Here is a 12,974-nt window from a genome sequence, read left to right as displayed (position 1 = left end):
CAGCGTATCGGCGGGTGGTGACGTCGTACGATGCGTCGGGCCTGGGGAATGTCTGCAGCCGGTGCTACGCCTGGCCGGTAGGTGGCCAGCGAAAAGACGTCCAGGGGATGTCTTCCTTCGGGATAGCTAGTTACCTCACGAGCCGGTATCGGCTAGTGTGGTGCGTACACCCCCAGATGCTTCGGCTACTGGTTAGAAGGCCTCGCTTCGGCGGGGCCTTCGGAATTTATGCTCCACTTCTCGGGCCGCCGCACGACGCCGTGTTCGTCCTGCAACTCGTCAGGGAGCTGACACTCAGCGAGCGCTTCCACAGGCACGCGACGGAACAGGTCGAGGTCGAGCTGGCGCAGCTCGTTGCTCGAACGCTTCTCATCGACCGGGGAGAGCAGTCCGATCTGCCGCCCGAGTTCTTCCTTGACCATGCGGATCGGCATCACGAGGTCCGAGTCGTTGCTGATCACGACGAAGCAATCGGCGATGCCGCGCATCGCGTCGATGAGGAGCATGCTCGCCAGGGCGACGTCGGAGCCCTTCTCCTCGGTCTTCTTCACTTTCACCGTCTTCGCGGTGCCGTCCGACCGCAACTCAACGGGGTGCACCGGCATCACCCGCGTATCGATCCGGAACTTGCCCTCGAAGATGCTCGTACGCGGCCGTGTGCGGAGCGCTCGCAAATACGCCTGTTGACGCTGAGGCGCGCTTCGGTCCTTGCCCGGGAGGGGCTTGATGACCGCGGTGAAATACCGAACCGCGATCACGTCGAACTCGGGCAGCACGCGTTCGGCAAGGGCTTCGAGGTCGAGCCACTTGTCCTGTGGCTGACCTTCGAGTAGGCGGCGATACAGATTGAAGCCATCGACGTACACAGCCACGGTGGGTCGCGCCGACGGCTCCTCCATCAGAGTTCTCCGCGGAAGGCGCGGTGCTGGAGCGCGGCGAACAGCTCGTCGTCCGTTTCGAGCGCGTGGGCGACGCGGGCCCGCTCCGCATGAATCGCCTCGACCTTGGCCGCGAACTCCTGCTGGAGCGAGAGGGACGGGAGGGGGATCGGCGCAGACTTTACGACACCCGTGCTGATTGTGTTGAGTCCCGACGTTGTCTTTCCATACCGTTGAAAGTGCCCAGCGCCCTGCGAAGAGTTGAGCCAGTGTGCCGCGAAGACCGGGAGACATTTCCCGCGGTCAAGACGAGCCCTAATGAGATGGTTCTGGTGCACGAAGACGCCGTCCGCGCCGGGCCAGACCGCGACCCGTCCAACCTCATGCGGGTTTGCATGCCCTTCAACGAACAGCAGATCACCCGACGTCAGCCTCGTACGCTCGATTTCAACGCGTGTCGCTCGCATCGTCTTTACCTCATCTAGGCGAAGACGCCCGCGGTGAACGTTGGCTACCCGGAGGTACGCCACGCACTCCGGCAAAGCCTTACGCTTCGCTGATACTTGCAACCCACCCTGAACCTGCGCCACCTCCTCCAGCTGGTGCTCCGCCTGCACACCATCGAACATCTCGTGGAACAGCGCCTGTGGAAGCTCGTCGAGGTGGGCGAGCTGGGCGCGGCGCTTCGCGCGGACCTCATCAGACGCGTCGAGGATCGCCGCGATGCGGCGCTGCTCCGGGACAGCGGGTTGCGGTACTTGCGAGTCCTTGAGGAACTTGAAGTGCCTCGAGTAACCGGCACTCGGGATGTCGAGCCCACGCAAGAAATGGAACAAGAACCTCGCGTCGAAATCCTCGCGCGCCTGTAGGAGCTTCGTTCCGTCGGCACCCATCGCAAACGGGAAGTCGACGTACTTCACAGCCCGGGTGTGATCGCCGAAAACAATCAGCGGCCCAGGAGTGGAAACAGCCGCGGCATAGTCATCCGTGTATCCCGCGATCACTGACTTGCCCTGATCAACCACTGGCAGAGCACCATCCGGCATGAGTTCAGAAAGTGGAATCTTACGGTTGCCCCCTGAAACATCCACAAAGGCATCGCCGAACCCAACCGTCCTCACGTGAGCAGCCCCCGCAGTTCCTTCACGCCGTCAGCGATTTCCGCGTTGAGCCGCTCAACGTCACCGAGGATGTCGGCCACAGGGCGGTGCTCGACCTCCTCGTGCACGACCTCCTTGTAGCGGTTGATCGAGAGGTCGTAGCCCTGCGCGCGAATGTCGTCGACCGGCACGAGGAACGACTGGTCGGTGCGCGCACGATCGGTTTCGCCGGCGAGGTTCTGCCATCGTTTGCGCACGTCATCGAGATCGGACGAGCCCAGCTGCGTGCGCTTGTCGTCGAGCGAGAAGCCGTCGCTGCGCACGTCGTAGAACCAGACGTCCTCAGTGCCGCCCGCGCCCGTCTTGGTGAAGAACAGGATCGCCGTGGAGACACCCGCGTAGGGCTTGAAGACACCCGACGGCAGCTTCACGATAGCGTCGAGCCGGTGTTCGTCGACGAGCATCCGGCGCAGGTCCTTGTGCGCCTTGCTCGAGCCGAACAGCACGCCGTCGGGCACGATGACCGCCGCTCGCCCGCCCGTCTTGAGCAGCCGCAGGAACAGCGCGAGGAACAGCAGCTCGGTCTTCTTCGTCTTCACGACCCGTTGCAGATCCTTGCTGGTCGCCTCGTAATCGAGCGATCCGGCGAACGGTGGGTTCGCGAGGATCAGATCGAACTCCCCGGCGTCCCCCGCCGCCCCCTCCGACAACGAGTCGCGGTAGCGGATATCGGGAGCGTTCACGCCGTGCATCAGCATGTTCATCGACCCGATGCGCAGCATGGTCGAGTCGAAGTCGAAGCCGTGGAACGCCGAGTGGTGGAAGTGCCTCGCCTGTGCCGCGTCGACGAGGGCCTCGGGGTGCTTGTCGCGGATGTACTCCGACGCGGCCATCAGGAAGCCTGCGGTGCCGCAGGCGGGATCCACGATCTCCATGCCGGGCGCCGGCGCCATCATGTCGACCATCAGCTGGATGATGTGCCGGGGTGTGCGGAACTGGCCGTTCACGCCCGCCGAAGCGATCTTCGACAGCAGGTACTCGTAGAGGTCTCCGTTGGTGTCGCGATCCCTCATCGGGATGCCGTCGAGCATGTCCATGACCTTGCTCAGGAGCGCCGCCGACGGGATCGTGAAGCGCGCGTCGCGCATGTGACCCGAGTACGTGGTCTCCTCTCCCGCGACCTCTGCGCCGACCCGCCGCAGGAAGGGGAACACCTCGTCCGCGACGGTCCGGAAGACCTGCTCGCTGTCGCCATTCGCCATCAGCCGCGACCAGCGCAGGTGGTCCTGATCCTGCCCGAACGGCATCGGTCGCTCGGTGCGTCCGGTCAGGCGCAGTTCGCGCTCTGCATCGGTGTGCTGGTCGTCGAGACGACGCAGGAACAGCAGGTACGTGATCTGCTCGATCACCTCGAGCGGGTTGGAGATGCCGCCCGACCAGAAGGCGTCCCAGACGCGATCGATCCTGCTCTTCAGCTCGCCCGTGATCACGGAACGAGCCTACGGCGCCCCTCGGACGTCGGATGCCCGCGGCTAGGCTGGCGCCGGGGAGGGACGCATGAATCAGCCAGCCGCCGCGCCGAGCGCGGGCGAGATGACCCGCGCCGCCGAGGTGCTGCGGGTCGTGTCCGAGTCGTACTCGTCGAAGATGGTCGGGCAGGAGCGCCTGCGCACCAGCCTGCTGATCAGCCTGATCGCGGGCGGGCACGTGCTGCTCGAGAGCGTGCCGGGGCTGGCGAAGACGACCGCCGCCTGGACGCTCGCCGACACCGTCGCCGCGGAGTTCAAGCGCATCCAGTGCACGCCCGACCTGCTGCCGAGCGACATCACGGGCACCCAGATCTACGACGCGAGCACCGGGTCGTTCCGCACCGTCCTCGGCCCCGTGCACGCCAACTTCGTACTGCTCGACGAGATCAACCGGTCGAGCGCGAAGACGCAGAGCGCGATGCTCGAGGCGATGCAGGAGCGCCAGACCACGATCGGCGGCGAGGTGCACCGCCTGCCCAAGCCGTTCCTCGTGATCGCGACGCAGAACCCCATCGAGCAGGAGGGCACGTACGAGCTGCCCGAGGCGCAGATGGACCGCTTCCTCATCAAGGAGATCGTCGACTACCCCAGCCCTCAGGAGGAGCTCGAGGTCCTCGAGCGGATCGACTCGGGCGCGCTGGACCCCGAGAACCACGTGCACACGTCGGTCACGCTGGACGACGTGCACCTGCTACAGGACGTCGCCCGGCGCATCCACGTGTCCCCCGCGATCCGCAACTACATCGTGGGCATCGGCTACGTCACCCGCAACGCGGCGCCCTACATCGGCGAGCAGCAGGCGCGCTACATCGCCTACGGCGCGAGCCCGCGCGGGTCGATCGCGTTCCTGCAGGCCTCGCGCGCCCTCGCGCTGCTGAACGGGCGGGCCCACGTGCTGCCCGAGGACGTGCGCGCGCTGCGCCACCTCGTGCTGCGCCACCGGGTGCTGCTCAACTTCGAGGCCGAGGCCGACGGCGTGCGCAGCGAGGAGATCATCGACGCGATCTTCGCCGCGGTCCCGACGCCCTGATCCCGGCCCGCCGCTCGCGACCGCCCCTCAGCCGATGACCTCTCTCCTCACCCGCGTGCGAGCGAAGCTCTTCATCCGCTCGTCCCTCACGTCGATGCACGCCCTCGACGGCGCCTACGCGTCGGCGGCGCGCGGACGCAGCAACGACTTCGAGGACCTGCGCGAGTACGAGCACGGCGACGAGGTGCGCGACATCGACTGGCGTGCCACGGCGCGGCTGCGCACGCCGATGATCAAGCGGATGCGGGCGACCCGGATGCACACGGTGCTGTTCGTCGTGGACACGGGCCGGTCGATGGCGGCGCTCGCGGCCGGCGACGAGCCCAAGCGCGACCTCGCGGTGATGACGGTGGGGGTGCTGGGGATGCTCGCGCTGCGGCACGACGACGACTTCTCGGTCGTGATGGGCGACGCCGAGCGCGTGCGGCGGCTTCCGCCGCGGCGATCGGAGGGCGCGCTGGAGCAGGCCCTGCGCGCGATCGACGGCGCCGCGACGCCCCGCTCGCCGGCGAGCGCCCGCGAGCGGCTCCTCGACCATGTGGCCAGGACGATCTCGCGCAGGATGATCGTGGTCGTCGTCACCGACGAGGCCCCGGTCGGCCCGGACACCGAGCGCCTGCTGCGGCGGCTGCGCGCGCAGCACGACCTGCTGTGGGTCACGCTGCGCGACGCGCTGCCGGTGCTGCCGACGGCGCAGGCGCCGGGTGCCGCCCGCCGGGACGTCGACAGCGGCTGGGAGGTGCCCGGCTTCCTGCACGGCGACGAGGCCGTGGTGCGCGAGGTGATCGAGCAGCGGACGGCCGAGCGGGCGCATCGCGACGCGCTGCTCTCGGCGCTGGAGATCAGCCACGCCGAGATCGGCGCCCGTGAGCAGGCGGTGCCCGAGCTGCTGCGCATGCTGCGCCGGAGGGCCCATGCCGGCGTCTGACGACCTGTATCCGCCCGTCCAGTACGCGCCCGGTTGGCTGCTGCTCGCGCTCGGCGTGATCGCGCTGGTGCTCGCGGCCGTGTGGCTGGTGCTGCTGCTCACGCGTCCCCGAGCGGGCGGCGTCGCCCCGCCCCCGCCCGTCGTCGCCGACGCCGTCACGATGCTGCGCCACGAGTACCTCGACGGCATCCAGCGGATCGAGGACGACTACCGCGCCGGACGCATCGACGCGCGGCGCGCCAACCTGGAGCTCAGCCGCACGGCCCGCGCCTTCGTGAACGAGCACAGCGGCCTCGAGGCGCCCGTGCTCACGCTCGACGACCTCGTCGCGCGCGGCGTGCATCCGAGCCTGATCGACGCGCTGCACCGTCACTACTATCCGAGCATCTTCGGCCGTGGTCCGGCCATCGATCCGATCGCCGGCGCCCACGCCGCGCGCAGGGTGGTGGGCGAATGGCGCTGACGGACCTCGCGAACCCCTGGGTGCTCGTGATCGCCGCGCTGGCGACCGCCGTCGCGGTCGCGGCGGGGTGGCTGCTCGCGCGCCGGCCCCGGCGCGGCGCCGGCGAGGCGGCGCCCATCGCCCGGGCGGAGCACGTGCGCGCCTTGCCGTCGGTCGCACGGGCGGCACGGCGCCGCGTGGTCGCGATCGCCGCCTCCGTCGCGCTGCTCGTCGCGGCGGCCCTCGTCGCCGGGGTGGTGGCCGCGCGCCCGATGGCCGCGCAGACGATCCGTCCCGTCGACACCAGCCGCGACATCATGCTGTGCCTCGACGTGTCGGGCTCCATGAGCGAGGTCGACATCGAGGTGCTCGAGGTGTTCGACGAGCTGCTCGACGGCTTCGAGGGCGAGCGCATCGGGCTGACGATCTTCAACAGCTCCCCCGTGCAGGTCTTCCCCCTCACCGACGACTACGAGTTCGTCCGCACGCACCTCGCGTCGATCCGCGACGCGTTCGACGACTACTCCAGCGACGTGCCCGAGCACTGGGTCGGCACCCTGAACGGCACGGGCTCCTCGCTCGTCGGAGACGGGCTCACGGCCTGCGCGCTGCGCTTCGACCACCTCGACTCGGAGCGGTCGCGGTCCATCGTGCTGGCCACCGACAACGAGGTGAACGGATCGGGGATCGTCTCGCTCGAGGAGGCGGCGACGTACGCGCGCGACGCGGGCGTCCGCGTCTTCGCCCTGAACCCGGTGGATGGCAAGGACGGCGGCGTCACCGCCGAGCTGACCGCCGCCGCGGAGACGACCGGGGGCCGCGCCTACGCCCTGCGCGGCGACACGACGGTAGCGGACATCGTCGACGATGTCCGCGAGCAGGAGGCGACCGCGCTCGAGGGGGAGGCGCGGATCGTCTGGCGCGACTCCCCCGACCTCTGGATCGTCGTGCTGCTCGTGCTCGCGTCGTCCGGGATCGTGCTGCTCTGGCGGGTGAGGCCGTGATCCTGCAGCCCGTTCTCCACCCCCTGCTGCTGCTCGCGCTGTGCGCGCCTGTCGCCTGCCTCGCCGTGCTCCGGCTGCGGCGAGCGCGCCGCGGCGGGGAGCGCCTGTCGTGGGCGCTGCGGCTCGCCGTGGTGATCGCGTGCGCCGTCCTCGCCCTGCGACCCGGCCTTCCCGGCGGCGAGACCCGGACGCTCGCGACCGAGACCGACGTGGTGCTGCTCGTCGACACGACGGCGAGCATCGTCGCGGAGGACTGGGGCGACGGGCGCCCGCGCCTCGAGGGGGTGCGCGAGGACGTCGAGGCCATCGTCGAGGCGTACCCCGGGGCGCGGTTCGCGCTGATCACCTTCGACTCGGCCGCCGAGGTCCGCCTGCCCCTCACCACCGACACGTCGGCGCTCCGTTCGGCGCTCGAGGTGCTGACGCCGGAGGTCACGCAGCAGTCGCGCGGCAGCTCTATCGGCGTCGCCCACCAGACGCTCGCCGAGACGCTCGAGGCCGCCGCGAGCGCGTCGCCGGACCGATCGCGGATGGTCTTCTACCTCGGCGACGGGGAGCAGACCGCCGAGAGCCCGCCGGAGTCGTTCGACGACAGCGCCGCGCTGATCGACGACGGCGCGGTGCTCGGCTACGGCACCCACGAGGGAGGGCCGATGAAGACGCAGCGCGGCGGCGTCCCCGGCGAAGGCGGCGACGAGTACATCCTGGACGGGTCGGAGCGAGCCCTGTCGATCGTCGACGAGGCGGCGCTGGAGGGCGTCGCGGCAGAGCTCGGCGTCGGGTACCAGCACCGCACGGCGGCGGAGCCGGTCGCTCTGCCGGAGGCCCCGACCTCGACGGTCGCGCCGGCGGCGGGCGAGGTGGGCGACGTCGTGGAGCTCGGGTGGATGGTCGCGATCGCGATCGCCGCGCTGCTCGCGATCGATGCGGCCGTCGTCGCGGGCGGTCTTCCCGCCGCGCTCGCGGTCGCGCGGCCGCCGCGACGGCCGGCTCGCGGCTCGGCTCGGGGCCCGGCCGCGGACTCGGCTCAGGACCCGGATCAGCACGGAGAGCGCGGATGACCGCCCCGCCCCCGGCACAGACGCCCGCCCACGCGGGCGCGGCGCTGCTGACCGCCAACCGGCGGCGCGCGCGGCTGCGGCGCATCCTGCTCTGGATCGTGGTGCCGGTGGGCCTCGTCGCCCTTCTGCTGCCCGCCCGGATCGTGTCGATGTACGCGTTCGCGCACGACGCGATCATCGCGTACGTCGCGGGCGACTACGCCGGCGCCACGGCGGCGGCACGGGCGCAGGGCGCGTTCAACCCGTTCCAGCCGTACGCGTCCCCGTACAACGCCGGCACCGGCCTGACGGAGGCGGGCGACCTGGCGGGCGGCCGATCGGAGTTCGAGCGGGCCCTGCCGCTGGCGCAGGGCCTCGAGTCGTGCGCCGTGCGCGTCAACCTCGCGCTCACGATCGAGCGGCAGGGCGACCAGGCGCTGCGCGACGGCGATCCCGCCGGCGCGACGCAGCTGTTCGGGGAGGCCCTGGCGGTGGTGGCCGAGACGCCGCGCGAGTGCCGCTCCGAGGAGGCCGACGCGCAGTCGCCCGATCCTGAGCGCAGCCTCGAAGAGAGCCTGGACGACCTCGAGGAGCGGCTCAAGGAGAAGCAGCAGCCGCCGCCGGAGCAGGAACAGCCGGATCCCGAGGAGCAGGAGGAGGAGCCCCAGGAGGAGCCGCAGCCCTCGGAGGATCAGCTCGGCGAGCTCGAGGACAGGCTGACCCAGGGCGAGGGAGAGCGTCAGCAGCTGCAGGACGAGGACGGGCAGAGCGGCTCGGGGACGGATCGGCCATGGTGACGCCCGAGGAGCGCCCCGAGGCGCGGCGGGACGCGCACACCGGACGCCGCTACGTGACTCGATCGGACGGTGCGCCGCCGCTGCCGCCGCCGGGCGGCTACCGGGGGGCGCGACGGGTGCCGACGGCGGCGCCGGTCGCGCCGCCCCAGCGGGAGGCGCCCGAGGCCTCGGCGCCGTCCCGGAACGGGCCGGGCGCGCTGGGCTGGACCTCTCTGGGCGTCAGCGCGGCGTTCGCGCTCGTGCTGCTGTCGATCCTGGCTTTCGCCGGGGCCGACGTGATCTACGGCACGACCGTGATCGCCCTGCAGCTGGTGGTCCTCGCCGTCGTCGTGGCGGCGCTGGCCATCCGGAGGGCGCGGTCGCTCGCCGCCGTCGCCCTCTCGCTGACGCTGCTTCTCAACGTGGGCACGATCGGCGCCGTGAGCGCCATGCAGACCACCGCGGCGAGCGCGGACGCGGGCGCCAAGACCGACGAGGAGCGTCGCTACGAGTCGTATCCGGGCATCGCGGGCGAGGACGCGTCGACGGCGCTCGCCCGGCCGTCCCTCGAGGAGGTGCGCGAGCTGAGCGACGCCCTGTCGGCCGAGATCCGCGAGGCGCTGTCGGACGAGTACGGGCTGACCTGGACGGAGGCGCCCGGAGAGGACGTCCGCCCCGAGCGCAACGGCCACGGCGGCGAGTCGATGCTCGTGCGGTACATGTCTCCCACGTGGTCGACCAACGAGCCCGTGTCCGGCACGGCGCTGAAGACGCCGGTGATGCGCTCCATCGAGGACGTGCTCGCCCGCAGCGGGTGGTGGGCCATGTGGTCGTTCAACGACCCCGCGTCGGGGCTCGACCCGTCGATCCTGGAGGACCTCTACGGCGGCGACGACATCGACGAGCAGGTGGCCTGGGAGTGGTACACGTCCGACCCGTCGAACGAGATCGTCGTGTACGCCACGATCACCGACCTCTCCCGCGACACGACCGGCGAATGGCGTGCCGACCGCGAGGCGGACAGCCGGCGCACCGGCGAGCCCCTGGAGGGCCTGCAGATCCGGTTCTACGCCGAGCGCCTGCTCAGCGAGGCCGACCGCGACGAGTTCGAGCGGCGGATGGCGGAGTTCGACGGCTGAGGCGCGCCGCCGTCCCGCCGCCGGCCGCGGCTCAGCCGGCCGTGGCCGATCCGCGCCGTCGCGCGGCCCGACGACGCCCGGTTAGGGTGAACGGGGCCATCCGGCCGCACTCACACGACCGTGGAGGAATCTCCCGAACATGGCGAAGATCACCCCGCCCACGCCCGAGCCGCGGAATGCGAGGACGTCCGTCCTCCCCCGGTTCGGCGCGCTGCTGACCGCAGCCGGCATCGCCGCCGGCTCGCTGCTCGGCGGCCTCGTCCCCGTCTCCCCTGCCTCCGCGGCGACCGACGAGACGTACGTCATCGGCACCGACACCACGTACGCGCCGTTCGAGTTCAACGACGGCACGTCGCTCAAGGGCATCGACATCGACCTGCTCGACGCGATCGCCGAGGACCAGGGGTTCACGGTCGAGTGGCAGCAGCTCGGCTTCGACGCGGCCGTGCAGGCGCTGCAGTCGAACCAGGTCGACGGCGTGATGGCGGGCATGTCCATCACGGACGAGCGCGAGCAGACGTTCGACTTCGGTGACGGCTACTTCACCGGCGGCATCCAGTTCGGCGTCCTCGACGGCAGCGACATCCAGGACCTCGAGGACCTGCAGGGCCAGACCGTCGCCGTGAAGACCGGCACCCAGGGCCAGACCTACGCCGAGTCGCTCGAGGACGAGCTCGACCTCTCGATCACGCCCTACAACGAGACGACCGACATGGTCGACGCCGTGAAGGCCGGGCAGGCGGTCGCGTACGCCGAGGACTACCCCGTCATCGGCTACGGCATCACGCAGGGCTCGGGCTTCCGCCTGATCGGCGAGCCGGCGCTCGGCGGCGACTACGGCTTCGCGGTCAACAAGGGCCAGAACCCCGAGCTCATCGAGAAGTTCAACGCGGGACTGGCCAACCTCAAGGCCAGCGGCGAGTACGACGAGATCATCGAGACCTACATCGGGTCCGGATCGGACGCGGGGTCGGGCGGCGGCGAGCAGACCCCGCCGCTCGGCGACGGCCAGAACTTCGTCATCGGCACCGACACGACCTACGCCCCCTTCGAGTTCAACGACGGCGGCCTCCGGGGCATCGACATCGACCTGCTCGACGCGATCGCCGAGAACCAGAACTTCACGGTCGAGTGGCAGCAGCTCGGCTTCGACGCGGCGCTGCAGGCGCTGCAGGCCAACCAGGTCGACGGGGTCATGGCCGGCATGTCCATCACCGACGAGCGCAAGCAGACCTTCGACTTCGGCGACGGCTACTTCACCGGCGGCATCCAGTTCGGCGTCCTCGACGAGAGCGAGATCGAAGGTCTCGAGGACCTGCAGGGGCAGGCCGTCGCCGTGAAGACCGGCACCCAGGGCCAGACCTACGCCGAGTCGCTCCAGGACGAGCTCGACCTGAGGATCACCCCGTACAACGAGACCACCGACATGGTCGACGCGGTCAAGGCCGGGCAGGCCGTCGCCTACGCCGAGGACTACCCGGTGCTCGCGTACGGCATCACCCAGGGCTCCGGCTTCCGGCTGATCGGCGAGCCCGAGCTCGGCGGCGAGTACGGCTTCGCCGTGAACAAGGGCGAGAACCCCGAGCTCATCGAGATGTTCAACGCGGGACTGGCGAACCTCAAGGCCAGCGGGGACTACGACGAGATCATCGAGACCTACGTCGGCACGAGCGGGTCGGAGGACGGCGGCGACGGCGCCTCGTCCGCCGCCCCGAGCGACATCTTCTCCATCACCGCGAAGTACTGGCCGACGCTGATGCAGGGCCTCGGCTGGACGATCCTCTCCACCGTCGTCGCGCTCGCCGCCGCCTTCGTGCTCGGCGTGATCTTCGGCTTCGGGCGCCTGTCTCGGATCCTGCCGTTCCGCTGGATCTCCACGGCGTACGTGTACGTGTTCCGCGGCACCCCGATCCTGATCCAGGCGTTCTTCGTGTTCTTCGCGGTGCCGCAGCTGCTCGCCGGATCGGACATCAAGTTCAGCCCGTTCGTCGCGGGCGCCATCACGCTCGCGCTCAACACGGGCGCGTACATGACCGAGATCATCCGCGGCGGCATCCTCGCCGTCGACCCCGGCCAGAACGAGGCGTCGCGCTCGCTGGGCCTCGGTCACTGGAAGACGATGCAGAAGGTCGTCCTCCCGCAGGCGTTCCGCATCATGATCCCGTCCTTCGTGAACCAGAGCATCATCACGCTGAAGGACACCTCGCTGCTGAGCGCGATCGGCCTCGCCGAGCTCACGTTCCAGTCGCGCCAGATCATCGCGTCGACCTACATGTCGGCGCAGATCCTGACCGTGGTCGCGGTGATGTACTTCGTCGTCATCACCCTGCTGACCGTGCTCGCCGACCGCCTGGAGAGGAAGTTCAACTCGTGAGCAAGATCGTGGTGAAGGACCTGCACAAGTCCTTCGGCTCCAACCAGGTACTCAAGGGCATCGACCTCGAGGTGGCCCAGGGCGAGGTCGTCGCCGTGATCGGGCCGTCCGGCTCGGGCAAGTCGACGCTGCTGCGCTGCCTGAACAAGCTCGAGGAGCCCACCGCCGGTCAGGTGATCGTCGACGGCGTGGACCTGACCGACAAGTCGGTCAAGCTCGACGACGTGCGCCAGCGGATCGGCATGGTGTTCCAGCACTTCAACCTCTTCCCCCACATGACCGTGCTCGAGAACATCACCCTCGCTCCCATCGAGCTCGGCAAGCTCTCGAAGGCGGACGCGCGCGAGCGCGCGCTCGCCCTGCTCGACCGCGTGGGGCTGAGCGAGAAGGCCGATGCCAAGCCCGCGTCTCTCTCGGGCGGCCAGAAGCAGCGCGTGGCCATCGCCCGCGCGCTCGCCATGGAGCCCGAGGTGATGCTGTTCGACGAGGCCACCAGCGCCCTCGATCCCGAGATGGTCGGCGAGGTGCTGCAGGTCATCCGCGACCTCGCGGAGGGCGGGATGACCATGGTCCTCGTCACCCACGAGATGGGCTTCGCCCGCGAGGTGTCGAGCCGCGTGGTGTTCATGGACGGCGGCGTGGTCGTCGAGCAGGCCCCGCCGGCCGAGCTCTTCGGAGCGCCGAAGAACGAGCGCCTGCGCGACTTCCTCTCCAAGGTGCTCTGACGCCGGCCG

The 12,974-nt window shown here is 69.9% G+C and carries 12 protein-coding genes; 9 read left to right on the top strand and 3 right to left on the bottom strand.

Annotation, left to right across the window (positions count from 1 at the left end):
* Positions 1-185 precede the first annotated feature (185 nt).
* From K5S26_RS06820 to K5S26_RS06810, 3 genes are read right to left on the bottom strand one after another with little or no spacing between them, the layout of a single operon-like run.
* Positions 186-899 carry an NYN domain-containing protein gene (locus K5S26_RS06820; protein WP_221857207.1) on the bottom strand — a complete coding sequence of 238 codons (714 nt, stop codon included), beginning with the start codon at positions 897-899 and terminating at the stop codon, positions 186-188.
* Positions 899-1,999 carry a restriction endonuclease subunit S gene (locus tag K5S26_RS06815; protein ID WP_221857206.1) on the bottom strand — a complete coding sequence of 367 codons (1,101 nt, stop codon included), beginning with the start codon at positions 1,997-1,999 and terminating at the stop codon, positions 899-901. The genes K5S26_RS06820 and K5S26_RS06815 overlap by 1 nt, the downstream gene beginning before the upstream one ends.
* Positions 1,996-3,468 (bottom strand): type I restriction-modification system subunit M, encoded by a 1,473-nt coding sequence (locus K5S26_RS06810; RefSeq protein ID WP_221857205.1) that lies wholly within the window; start codon positions 3,466-3,468, stop codon positions 1,996-1,998. The genes K5S26_RS06815 and K5S26_RS06810 overlap by 4 nt, the downstream gene beginning before the upstream one ends.
* A 67-nt stretch (positions 3,469-3,535) precedes the next feature.
* Between K5S26_RS06810 and K5S26_RS06805 the strand changes: the two genes are divergently transcribed.
* From K5S26_RS06805 to K5S26_RS06765, 9 genes are all read left to right on the top strand, one after another.
* Positions 3,536-4,537, top strand: a complete 1,002-nt coding sequence (locus K5S26_RS06805; RefSeq protein ID WP_221857204.1) for an AAA family ATPase — start codon at positions 3,536-3,538, stop codon at positions 4,535-4,537.
* 34 nt (positions 4,538-4,571) lie between these two features.
* Positions 4,572-5,465, top strand: coding sequence for a DUF58 domain-containing protein (locus K5S26_RS06800; protein ID WP_221857203.1), 894 nt, complete (start codon positions 4,572-4,574; stop codon positions 5,463-5,465).
* A complete protein-coding gene (locus K5S26_RS06795; protein ID WP_221857202.1) occupies positions 5,452-5,928 on the top strand; it encodes a hypothetical protein in 477 nt (158 codons plus the stop codon). The genes K5S26_RS06800 and K5S26_RS06795 overlap by 14 nt, the downstream gene beginning before the upstream one ends.
* Positions 5,919-6,911 (top strand): VWA domain-containing protein, encoded by a 993-nt coding sequence (locus K5S26_RS06790; RefSeq protein WP_221857200.1) that lies wholly within the window; start codon positions 5,919-5,921, stop codon positions 6,909-6,911. Before K5S26_RS06795 ends, K5S26_RS06790 begins: the two co-directional genes overlap by 10 nt.
* Positions 6,908-7,972 carry a vWA domain-containing protein gene (locus K5S26_RS06785; RefSeq protein ID WP_221857198.1) on the top strand — a complete coding sequence of 355 codons (1,065 nt, stop codon included), beginning with the start codon at positions 6,908-6,910 and terminating at the stop codon, positions 7,970-7,972. Before K5S26_RS06790 ends, K5S26_RS06785 begins: the two co-directional genes overlap by 4 nt.
* A complete protein-coding gene (locus K5S26_RS06780) occupies positions 7,969-8,748 on the top strand; it encodes a hypothetical protein (RefSeq protein ID WP_221857196.1) in 780 nt (259 codons plus the stop codon). Before K5S26_RS06785 ends, K5S26_RS06780 begins: the two co-directional genes overlap by 4 nt.
* Entirely contained in the window at positions 8,742-9,866 is a 1,125-nt protein-coding gene (locus K5S26_RS06775) for a hypothetical protein (RefSeq protein WP_221857194.1), read from the top strand. The genes K5S26_RS06780 and K5S26_RS06775 overlap by 7 nt, the downstream gene beginning before the upstream one ends.
* 139 nt (positions 9,867-10,005) lie before the next feature.
* Positions 10,006-12,240, top strand: a complete 2,235-nt coding sequence (locus K5S26_RS06770) for an ABC transporter permease subunit (protein ID WP_246603696.1) — start codon at positions 10,006-10,008, stop codon at positions 12,238-12,240.
* Positions 12,237-12,965, top strand: coding sequence for an amino acid ABC transporter ATP-binding protein (locus K5S26_RS06765; RefSeq protein WP_221857192.1), 729 nt, complete (start codon positions 12,237-12,239; stop codon positions 12,963-12,965). Before K5S26_RS06770 ends, K5S26_RS06765 begins: the two co-directional genes overlap by 4 nt.
* Positions 12,966-12,974 lie beyond the last annotated feature (9 nt).

It is taken from the genome of Microbacterium marinilacus (genome assembly GCF_019753765.1).
Classification (GTDB): domain Bacteria; phylum Actinomycetota; class Actinomycetes; order Actinomycetales; family Microbacteriaceae; genus Microbacterium; species Microbacterium marinilacus.
Note: the sequence above shows the minus strand (reverse complement) of the source record. Positions and strands in the feature narration are given on the sequence as shown.

Coding starts and splice junctions, on each gene's coding strand:
- K5S26_RS06770 (WP_246603696.1), top strand. CDS start 10,006: ATGGCGAAGATCACCCCGCCCACGCCCGAGCCGCGGAATGCGAGGACG.
- K5S26_RS06795 (WP_221857202.1), top strand. CDS start 5,452: ATGCCGGCGTCTGACGACCTGTATCCGCCCGTCCAGTACGCGCCCGGT.
- K5S26_RS06805 (WP_221857204.1), top strand. CDS start 3,536: ATGAATCAGCCAGCCGCCGCGCCGAGCGCGGGCGAGATGACCCGCGCC.
- K5S26_RS06790 (WP_221857200.1), top strand. CDS start 5,919: ATGGCGCTGACGGACCTCGCGAACCCCTGGGTGCTCGTGATCGCCGCG.
- K5S26_RS06820 (WP_221857207.1), bottom strand. CDS start 899: ATGGAGGAGCCGTCGGCGCGACCCACCGTGGCTGTGTACGTCGATGGC.
- K5S26_RS06780 (WP_221857196.1), top strand. CDS start 7,969: ATGACCGCCCCGCCCCCGGCACAGACGCCCGCCCACGCGGGCGCGGCG.
- K5S26_RS06800 (WP_221857203.1), top strand. CDS start 4,572: ATGACCTCTCTCCTCACCCGCGTGCGAGCGAAGCTCTTCATCCGCTCG.
- K5S26_RS06775 (WP_221857194.1), top strand. CDS start 8,742: ATGGTGACGCCCGAGGAGCGCCCCGAGGCGCGGCGGGACGCGCACACC.